The sequence below is a fragment of the Actinomadura sp. 6K520 genome (genome assembly GCF_004349245.1).
Classification (GTDB): Bacteria; Actinomycetota; Actinomycetes; order Streptosporangiales; family Streptosporangiaceae; genus Spirillospora.
In genome coordinates this window covers 1-9,034 of sequence record NZ_SMLC01000235.1, presented here as the reverse complement: position 1 = coordinate 9,034, position 9,034 = coordinate 1, and the positions used below count along the sequence as shown (strand labels likewise).

General features: G+C 72.5%; 6 protein-coding genes, 1 other RNA gene and 1 pseudogene. 2 read left to right on the top strand and 6 right to left on the bottom strand.

Annotation, left to right across the window (positions count from 1 at the left end; translation table 11 throughout):
- Window positions 1-29: 29 nt before the first annotated feature.
- From E1289_RS34120 to E1289_RS34105, 4 genes are read right to left on the bottom strand one after another with little or no spacing between them, the layout of a single operon-like run.
- Complete coding sequence (locus E1289_RS34120) at window positions 30-1,046, bottom strand: ABC transporter ATP-binding protein (RefSeq protein ID WP_207929334.1); 1,017 nt, start codon at window positions 1,044-1,046, stop codon at window positions 30-32.
- Window positions 1,043-3,067, bottom strand: coding sequence for a dipeptide/oligopeptide/nickel ABC transporter permease/ATP-binding protein (locus E1289_RS34115; RefSeq protein WP_131987717.1), 2,025 nt, complete (start codon window positions 3,065-3,067; stop codon window positions 1,043-1,045). Before E1289_RS34115 ends, E1289_RS34120 begins: the two co-directional genes overlap by 4 nt.
- A complete protein-coding gene (locus E1289_RS34110) occupies window positions 3,064-4,023 on the bottom strand; it encodes an ABC transporter permease (protein ID WP_131987715.1) in 960 nt (319 codons plus the stop codon). The genes E1289_RS34115 and E1289_RS34110 overlap by 4 nt, the downstream gene beginning before the upstream one ends.
- 45 nt (window positions 4,024-4,068) lie before the next feature.
- Window positions 4,069-5,664: an ABC transporter substrate-binding protein gene (locus tag E1289_RS34105; protein ID WP_131987713.1), complete on the bottom strand. Its 1,596-nt coding sequence runs from the start codon at window positions 5,662-5,664 to the stop codon at window positions 4,069-4,071.
- Window positions 5,665-5,844: 180 nt separating this feature from the next.
- Between E1289_RS34105 and E1289_RS34100 the strand changes: the two genes are divergently transcribed.
- Both E1289_RS34100 and E1289_RS34090 read left to right on the top strand, forming a co-directional pair.
- Window positions 5,845-6,591 (top strand): FCD domain-containing protein, encoded by a 747-nt coding sequence (locus E1289_RS34100; RefSeq protein ID WP_131987711.1) that lies wholly within the window; start codon window positions 5,845-5,847, stop codon window positions 6,589-6,591.
- An 89-nt stretch (window positions 6,592-6,680) separates the two neighbouring features.
- Window positions 6,681-8,384 carry a sialidase family protein gene (locus tag E1289_RS34090; RefSeq protein ID WP_165970725.1) on the top strand — a complete coding sequence of 568 codons (1,704 nt, stop codon included), beginning with the start codon at window positions 6,681-6,683 and terminating at the stop codon, window positions 8,382-8,384.
- Window positions 8,385-8,393: 9 nt separating this feature from the next.
- Here E1289_RS34090 and rnpB read toward each other — a convergent pair.
- Together rnpB and E1289_RS34080 are read right to left on the bottom strand one after the other, a co-directional pair.
- Window positions 8,394-8,791, bottom strand: an RNA gene (gene rnpB, locus E1289_RS34085) — RNase P RNA component class A.
- Window positions 8,792-8,834: 43 nt separating this feature from the next.
- Window positions 8,835-9,034 (bottom strand): annotated as a pseudogene (locus E1289_RS34080) (TrpB-like pyridoxal-phosphate dependent enzyme); the annotation flags it as partial.

The window sequence follows — 9,034 nt, the reverse complement described above, 5'->3', positions numbered from 1 at the left end:
GGCGGTCGGGGGGCCGGTGGGAGCGGAGGTCACGGAATCTCCTGGGAGACGGAGGAAAGAGCGAGGTCGGACGGGTCGGTGACGGGATGCAGGCACCGGTACAGGTGCCGCTCGTCGGAGGCGGGCGTGGCGCCGGGCATGGCCTCACCGCATTCGGGGGTGGCGCGCCAGCAGCGCGTGCGGAACGGGCATCCGGTGGGCGGGTCGACGGCCGACGGCACGGGCCCGTCCAGCCGGATCGGCTCCATCGGGTCGAGCAGGCTGGGCGTCGCGGACAGCAGCGCCCGCGTGTACGGGTGGCGCGTGTCACCGCGCGCCACCACCGCGGCGGGGGCCTCCTCCACGATCCGCCCGAGATACATGGTGACCACCCGGTCGGACATGCGGCGGACCGTCTGGATGTCGTGCGAGACGAACACCATCGCCAGGCCGAGCCGGTCCCTCAGGTCGAGCATGAGGTTGAGGATCTGCGCCCGGACCGACACGTCGAGGGCCGAGGTCGGCTCGTCCGCGACGAGCAGCGCCGGTTCCAGGGCCAGCGCGCGGGCGATCGCGACACGCTGCCGCTGCCCGCCCGACAGCTGCCCGGGCAGCGCGGCGGCGAGCTGCGGCGGCAGCCCGACCAGGGACATCAGTTCCCGGACGCGCTCGTCCCGCTCGCCGGGTTCGCCCCGGCGGTGCACGTCGAGGGGGTCGCGCAGGATCGCCCGGACCGGCAGCCGCCGGTTCAGGGCGGTCGCGGGATCCTGGAAGACCATCCCGACGGACGCGCCGAGCCGGACGGCGCGGTCGCGGCGGCGGAGGGCCCCGAGCTCGCCGCCCTCGAACAGCACCGTGCCGGAGGTGGGACGGGTCAGGCCGACGAGCACCTTCGCGAGCGTGGACTTGCCGCACCCGGACTCGCCGACGATCCCGACCGTCTCACCGCGCCCGATGGCGAGGTCGGCGCCGGTCAGGGCGTGCACGGCGGCGCGGCGGAACGGGTTCCCGGTGCGGACGGGCAGCCGGACGTGCACGTCCCGCAGTTCCATCACGGGTGTGTTCATCGTGGTTCTCCCGCCTTCGCCGGAACCTGGCCGGACGGATCGGTGGACTCGTGGACCGGGTGGTGGCAGGCGAACGCGTGCCGGTGCGGATCGCCCGACGGCTCCGGGCGCGTCGTCGCGCACAGCCCGGTCGCGGCGGCGCAGCGGTCGGCGAACCGGCAGCCCGCCGGGAAATGCGCCGGCGACGGCACCACGCCCGGAATCTGCACGGGCCTGCCACCGGTCCTCTCCAGCGACAGCACCGCGCCGAGCAGCCCCCGCGCGTAGTGGTGCCGGGACGCGGCGACCAGGCCGGGGGTGGCGCCCGCCTCGGCGACCTGCCCGCCGTACATCACGACCACCCGGTCGGTGACGTCGGCGACCAGCGCGAGATCGTGCGAGACGAGGATCAGCGCGAAGCCGAGTTCGGCGCGCAACCGGAGCAGCAGGCGCATGACCGCCGCCTGGACGGTGACGTCCAGGGCGGTGGTCGGCTCGTCCGCGACGACGAGCCGCGGGTCCCGCGACAGCGCCATGGCGATCAGCACCCGCTGCCGCTGCCCGCCCGACAGCTCGTGCGGGTAGCTGCGCAGCGTGCGGTGCGGGTCGAGGCCGACGAGGCCGAGCAGTTCGGCGGGGGTGCGGGTGCCGCCGCGGCGGGTGAGCTGGCGGAGCTGGGCGCGGATCGTCATCGCCGGGTTCAGCGACGACAGCGCGTCCTGGTAGATCATCGCCATGTCGTGGCCGAGCAGCCGGCGCCGCTCGCGGGCGGGCGTGGTGCGCAGGTCGCGGCCGTCGAACAGCAGCCGGCCGCCGATCCGCGCGCCGCGCGGCTCCAGCCCCATGATCGCCAGGCTGGTGAGGCTCTTCCCGCAGCCGCTCTCCCCCACCAGGCCGACCACCTCGCCGGGCCGGACGTCCAGGGACACCCCGTCGACGACGTTCAGGTCGCCGTAGCGGTCGGGGAAGCCGATGGTGAGGTCCTCGACGCGGAGCAGCGGCTCGCCCTCCGGGAGGGGGCGCGCCCGTTCGGCGAGACGCCGGCCCGCTTCCCGCAGGTCGGCGCCGACCCCGGCCGTCCGGTCGGACGCGGCGTCGGCAGCGGTGACGACGCCGGCCTCGGCACGGACGGCGGCCTTGGTGTCGGTGGCGGCCTTGGTGCCGGTGGCGGCCTCGGTGTCGGTGGCGGCCTCGGTGTCGGTGCGGCCGGCGGGCGCGGCCCAGGCGTCCGAGACGCCCTCGGACAGGACGTTCAGCACCAGCACCGTGACGAGGATGAACAGGCCGGGGAAGAACGTGGCCCACCAGCCGCCCGCCAGCACCAGCGACTTGCCGTAGGCGATGACGCTGCCCCAGGACGGATCGGGGTCCTGGACGCCCGCGCCGATGAACGACAGGCTCGCCTCGAACACGATCGCGTTGGCGACGACGATCGTGCAGAACACCAGGATCGGCGCCGCGCAGTTGATCAGGACGTGGCGGCGCAGGATGTGGCCGCGTCCCGCGCCGATGACGCGTTCCGCCGCGACGTAGTCCTCGCCGTACTGGGAGAGCACGTTCGCCCGCACCACCCGCGCGATCTGCGGGGTGTACAGGAAACCGATGGTGCAGATCAGCACCGGCAGGCTCTTGCCGAACACGGTGACCAGCACCGCGGCCAGCGCGACCGCCGGGAACGCCATGACGACGTCCAGGCAGCGCATCACGATCTCGTCGACGAGGCGGTGCGTGGTGGCGGCCAGGGATCCGAGCAGCGCCCCGGCCGCGAGCGCGAGCAGCGTCGCGCCGAGGCCGATCGCGAGGGACCAGCGCGCCCCGTACAGGACGCGGGCGAACACGTCCCGCCCGACCCGGTCGGTGCCGAACCAGTGCTCGGCGGACGGCGCCTGACCGGCGACGCCGGTGGTCAGCGGATCGTGCTGGGCGATCAGCGGGGCGGCGAGCCCGGCGACGGCTATCGCGAGCAGCACGCCGAGCGCGATGCGGGACGCGGGCCGCAGCCGGCGCAGCGCGCGGGCCGTGGGATGCAGGGTCGCGTTCATCGGGTGGCCCCCCTCAGCCGCGGGTTCGCGAACAGGTACAGCACGTCCACCAGCAGGTTGACGAGCAGGAACGTCAGCGCGATGCCGAGGACGACCCCCTGCACGAGCGCCGGGTCGCCCGCCGTGACGCCCTGCATGATGAGGGTGCCGAGGCCGGGCAGCCCGAAGATCGCCTCCACCACGACGGCGCCGCTCAGCAGGTAGCCGATCTGCAGGCCGAGCACGGTCAGCGGGGTGATCAGCGCGTTGCGCAGGACGTTCCGCCCGACCACCACCAGGGGCGGCAGGCCGCCGCCGATGGCGGTGCGCACGTAGTCGCGGTCGAGTTCCTCGACCATCGCGGTGCGCACCACCCGGGCGAGCAGCGACCCCACCGGGAACGCGATCGCGATCGCCGGCAGGGTGAGGCTGCGCAGCCAGCCGCCCACCGAGTCCGCCGGGTTGACGTACCCGCCGGTCGGGAACCAGCCGAGCCCCACCGCGAACTGCTGGATCAGCAGGATGCCGAGCCAGAACGAGGGCATCGCGACACCCGCCATGGACAGCACCCGGATCGCCTGGTCCGGCCACCGGTCCCGGAACAGCGCCGCGGTGACGCCGAGGACCACCGCGAACAGCACGCCGATCAGCACCGCCAGCACGGTGAGCTGGAGTGTGAGCGGGAACGCCGTCCCGATCGCGCTGGTCACCGACCGGCTCGGCGGCGCGGTCACCCCGAGGTCACCGTGCAGGAGATCACCGAGGAACCGGACGTACCGGACCGGCAGCGGGTCGTCGAGCCCGTGCTCGGCCGCGTACGCCCGCCGCGCCTCCGGTGTCGCGCCCTCACCGAGCGCGTTGTACGCGGGGTCGTTGGGTGAGAAGCGCAGCACGACGAAGACGAACAGCGTGATCCCCAGCACCATCGGTGCGAGGGTCAGCAGCCGTCCCGCCGTCATGCGCAGGATCGTTGCCATGGAGGGTGTCCGTTCGGTCGGGAGTGCGGCGTCGGCCGGGCCGGATCAGGCGCGGCCGACGTCCATGAACGACAGTCCCGTGGTCGACATCGGCCGGAATCCGGGCAGCGCCTCGCGCCGCCAGCCGGTGACGAGCTTCCGGTGGAAGATCGGGTACAGCGCGGCCTGCTCCGCGACGATGTCGATGGCCTGCTGCCACAGCTCCTTGCGCGCGGCGGCGTCGGGCCGGCGTGCCGCCTCGTCCAGCAGGCCGACGACCTTCTTCGCCTCGGCCGTGCCGGCGTTGCGGCTGCGGGTCTCGGGCCAGGTCCCGACGTAGAACCAGCGCATCAGCAGGTCGCAGTCGTTGCCGAACACCGACGGGTCGCCGGGGGCGGCCATGACCTGGAACTTGCCGGTGTCGATGCGGTTGGAGTACTGCCCGCCCGACTGGCCCACGTTGAGCGTGGTGGCGACCCCGATCGCGTCCCAGCTCTGCTTGATCAGCGGCGCGCAGTCCTTGACGAAGTCGGTGTCGGTGGTGACCAGCTCGACCTTCAGTCCGCTGACGCCCGCGTCCGACAGCAGCTTCTTGGCCTTGGCGGGGTCGTGGCCGTAGACGGTGGACGCCTTGACGTAGTCGGGGTGGCCGGCGGGCAGGAAGCTGGTCGCCGCGGCGGCGTTGCCCAGCAGCGCCGTCTCGATGAGCTTGTCGGTGTCGAGCGCGTAGTGCAGCGCCTGCCGGACGCGCACGTCGTCGAACGGTTTCCGCTCGCAGTTGAACATCAGGAACAGCAGGCCGAAGCTCTGCACCGACTCGACCGCCGCCTTCTTCGACAGCTCGTCGGCGTTCAGATAGGGGACGGCCTCGATCGCCTGGGCGCGGCCGGACTGCAGCGCGGAGACGCGGGTGGACGGCTCGGCCAGCAGCAGCCACGTCATCTTCGCGGCCTTCGCGGGCCGCGGGCCGTTGTAGGTGCCGGCCTTGGCGAAGGTCAGCCCGTCCGTGGCGCTCGCGGAGGTCAGCTTGAACGGACCGGAGCCGACCGGCAGCGCGTCGAACTTCTTCTGGTCGGCCTCGACGGCCTTCTTCGGCACGACCTTCACGACGGACAGGCGCTCGGCGAACAGCGCGAACGGGTACTTGAGCTTGAATTCGACGGTGGCCGCGTCGACCTTCTTCACCCCGTCCAGGAACGGCAGGAACTGGATGAACAGCGACGCGTTCTCCGGGTCCAGGACGCGTTCGAAGCTGAAGACGACGTCGTCGGCGGTGACCTCGGAGCCGTCGTGGAACTTGGCGCCGTCGCGGAGCGTGACCCGGTAGGTGGTGTCGTCCACCTCGGCGGGGTCCTCTTTGGCGAGGGCGTTGTAGGGCTGCCGGGTGATCGGGTCGAGGTCGACCAGCGACTCCAGCACGTGGAGGTTGGCGGCCGTGGCGACGGCGCTGGAGGCCGTCATCGGGTCGAAGCCGCCCGAGAGGGCGTAGGCGAGCGCGGCCTGGATGGTGTCGCCGCCGCCACCGGATCCGCCGGACCCGGTGGAGGAGGGGCCGCCGCACGCGGCCAGGCCGGCGGTGATCGTCGCGGCGGCGCCGAGCATCCCGGTGTAGCGCAGGAAGTCGCGGCGGTGCAGGCCCTGGCCGGGCTGGAGCTTGGTCACGTCGCCTCCTGGGGCGCGGTGGGAGTTGGGGGTGCGTGGTGGGGGTTGCAGGGTAGTCCGACGCAGGTCGGAGGGGAGGTAGGACATCCAACGTCGTTCGTCGGTGTACGGTAGGCGTCGGCACCGGCGAGGTCAAGTGCCGGGCCGCGACGAATCCGACGGGATGGGGAGCGTGAGCCGATGACCGCAGCTCGGACGCGGGGACGTGCGACGCGCGGCCGCAGCAGCCGGACCGAGGAGGTGCAGCAGCGGGTCAAGCAGCTGATCCTGGAGCGCGGCCTGGCGGCCGGCGACCCGATGCCCACCGAGTTCGAGCTGGTCGAGGAGCTCGACGTGAGCCGCAACTCGCTGCGCGAGGCGCTCAAGGCGCTGCAGGCGGTCGGCATCGTGGAGATCAGGCACGGCTTCGGCATGTACGTGGGCAGCATGTCGCTCGGCGCCCTGGTCGACGAGCTGACCTTCCACGCGCGCATGTCCAAGCGGCAGGGCCGCGACGACCTGGCGCACCTGGTGGACATCCGCGAGGTCCTCGAACGGGGCCTGGTCGAGGACGTCATCGACCGCGGACTTGCCAGCGGCAACGCCGAGCTGGACGAGATCATGGAGCGGATGGAGGCCGAGGCCCGGGCCGGCCTCGTGACCCCGGAGACCGACCGCATGTTCCACGAGCTGCTCTACAAGCCGCTCGCCAACCCGATCGTCAACCAGCTCCTCGGCGCGTTCTGGGACGTGTACCGGACGCTGCAGCACGACCTCGCACCCGTCGAGCAGGAGGCGGCGGACGTCGCACAGCGGCACCGCGACATCTACGAGGCGCTCCGCGCCGGCGATCGCGGGGCCGCCGCCGCGGCCATGGCCGCGCACTTCCGCGGCATCCGCGTCCGCCTGGACCAGACCCGCCGCGACGAGGACGACGCGGAAATCTGAAGTCCGGGGCTTGACGGCCCCGGGCACCGCGTCTAGCTTCACCCCACGACGGACATCCTACATCCCATGTCCGATCGGAAGGTGAGGCCATGCCCATCCCCCGCCCCTCCACGTCCCCCCGCATCCGCGCCGCGACGATCGCCGCGGTCACCGTCCTGGCCTCGGTCACCGCCGCTCCGGCCCAGGCCGCCGGCCAGTCCGCGGTGGTGACGCAGGACTGCACGTCCAGCCGCATCCAGCAGACGGTGGTCAACGGGACCTCCTCCGCCACCACGTTCACCCTGACCTGGCCCGGGGTCGGCACCTGGACCGCCCAGGTGGCCGCCGGCGACAGCGCCCACTTCCACTTCACCAGGCCGTCCGGCACCGGCTACACGTTCCGCACGACGACCCCGCAGGGGTTCGACCAGACCAACAGCGGCACACTCGACTGCTCCGGCGCGCTCAGCGTCCGCGCCACCATGGACTGCGGCACCCCGCACCGCCTGCGCCTCATCCTGGACAACCGCTCAGCCGCCTCGCGCACGTTCACCGTCGCCTGGCCCGGACGCAGCGGCTCCCCCTGGACCGTCACCGTCCCCGCCGGGTCGGGCCACAACGGCCTCTACTGGACGGTTCCCGACGGAACCCCCTACACGTTCAACGTCTCGTCGGGCTCCTGGAGCGACACCCTCTCCGGCACCTCCGGGTGCGGGCTGGACGCCGGAGAACCGGGCATGAACTCCCAGACCGTCCTGACCACGTCCACGGTCATCGACGGTCTCGGGAAGGCCGCCAGGTCCGTCCGCATCCCCGCTCTCGCCGTCACCAACGACGGCACGGTCCTCGCCGCCATGGACGCCCGCGTCGACGGCAGCTACGACCTCGGCGGCGGCACCAACGACATCCGGATCGCGATGGCCCGCAGCACCGACGGCGGCGCGACCTTCTCCCACCCGAAGATCATCGCGAGCCCGCCGGCCACGTCCCAGGGCTATGGCGATCCGAGCATCCTCGTGGACCGCGAGACCGGCAAGGTCTTCGTCTTCTTCACCTACTCCCCCAGGCCGGGCATCGGCTTCTGGAGCTCGGTCCCGGGCGACACCTCCACGACGGCCCCGGACAACACCCACATCCGCTACATCACCTCGACCGACGACGGCGCCACCTGGAGCTCCCCGGTCGACCTCAACCCGCAGGTCCGCCACCCGTCCTGGGCGGGCATGTTCGCCTCCTCCGGCCACGGCATCCAACTCGCCTCGGGGCGCCTCGTCCAGCCGATCGTGTACAAGGCCGGGGGCGTCGACCACGCGTCCAACATCTACTCCGACGACCACGGCGCGACCTGGCGCAACGGGACGTCCGCCGCGACCGGCGTCAACGAGAGCAAGGCCGTCCAGCGCTCCACCGGCCGGATCGCGCAGAACATGCGCTCCAACGGCGGCGGCAACCGCTGGTACGCCACCGCACCGGACGTCACCGCGGCCTTCGGCACCGCCTGGAACAGCGGCCTCATCGACCCCGCCTGCAACGGCGACGAGATCTCCTACCTGCGCCCGGCCCGGGGCGCCCCGTCCCTGACCGGCGTCGCCCTGCACAGCAACAACGCCGCGACCGACCGCACCGACCTGACCGTCCGGGTGAGCCGCGACGACGGCGCGAGCTGGCCCGCCCACGCCCTACTCAAACCCGGTGCCGCCGGCTACTCCACCATGGCCGTCCTGGCGGACGGCTCCATCGGCACCCTCTACGAGATCGGCGACACCGGCGGCATCGTCTTCACCCGCTTCACCCTTCCCTGGCTCGAATCCTAGAGAAAGGGGCGGACGAGCCGGCCTGTAAGCCGGGTTCTGTGGCCCGCCGTCCCGTGCGGGGCGGCGGGTGACGGCCATCCATCTCGGGCCGCCGTTGCCGGCGGCCTCCAGCGGTCTACCCGCAGGCTCGGGCGGGCCGCCCTCGGGCACCTGCGCGGGGCCTCTTGCGGGGCCCCTTCTTGACCTTGCTCCGGGTGGGGTTTACCGAGCCGCCCACGTCACCGTGGGCGCTGGTGAGCTCTTACCTCACCGTTTCACCCTTACCACCGGCGAACCGGTGGCGGTTTGCTTTCTGTGGCACTTTCCCGCGGGTCGCCCCGGGTCGGCGTTACCGACCACCCTGCCCTGTGGAGCCCGGACTTTCCTCGACGGGGATCGCTCCCCGACGCGGCCGTCCGGCCGGCTCGTCCGCCGTACATAGACGATAGCGGGTCCGGTGTTGTTCCCGGCTCACGGAAGGGTCGTGAGGGCCTCGTCCAGGCGGGACTGGGGGAGGGGGTGGTCTTCCATCTCGCCGGACAGGTAGCGGTCGTAGGCGGCCATGTCCAGGTGGCCGTGGCCGCAGAGGGCGGTGAGGATGACCTTGGGTTCGCCTGTCTCGGCGCAGTGGCGGGCCTCGGCGATGGCGGCGGCCAGGGCGTGGGTGGGTT

Coding starts and splice junctions, on each gene's coding strand:
- E1289_RS34120 (WP_207929334.1), bottom strand. CDS start 1,046: ATGAACACACCCGTGATGGAACTGCGGGACGTGCACGTCCGGCTGCCC.
- E1289_RS34115 (WP_131987717.1), bottom strand. CDS start 3,067: ATGAACGCGACCCTGCATCCCACGGCCCGCGCGCTGCGCCGGCTGCGG.
- E1289_RS34110 (WP_131987715.1), bottom strand. CDS start 4,023: ATGGCAACGATCCTGCGCATGACGGCGGGACGGCTGCTGACCCTCGCA.
- E1289_RS34100 (WP_131987711.1), top strand. CDS start 5,845: ATGACCGCAGCTCGGACGCGGGGACGTGCGACGCGCGGCCGCAGCAGC.
- E1289_RS34090 (WP_165970725.1), top strand. CDS start 6,681: ATGCCCATCCCCCGCCCCTCCACGTCCCCCCGCATCCGCGCCGCGACG.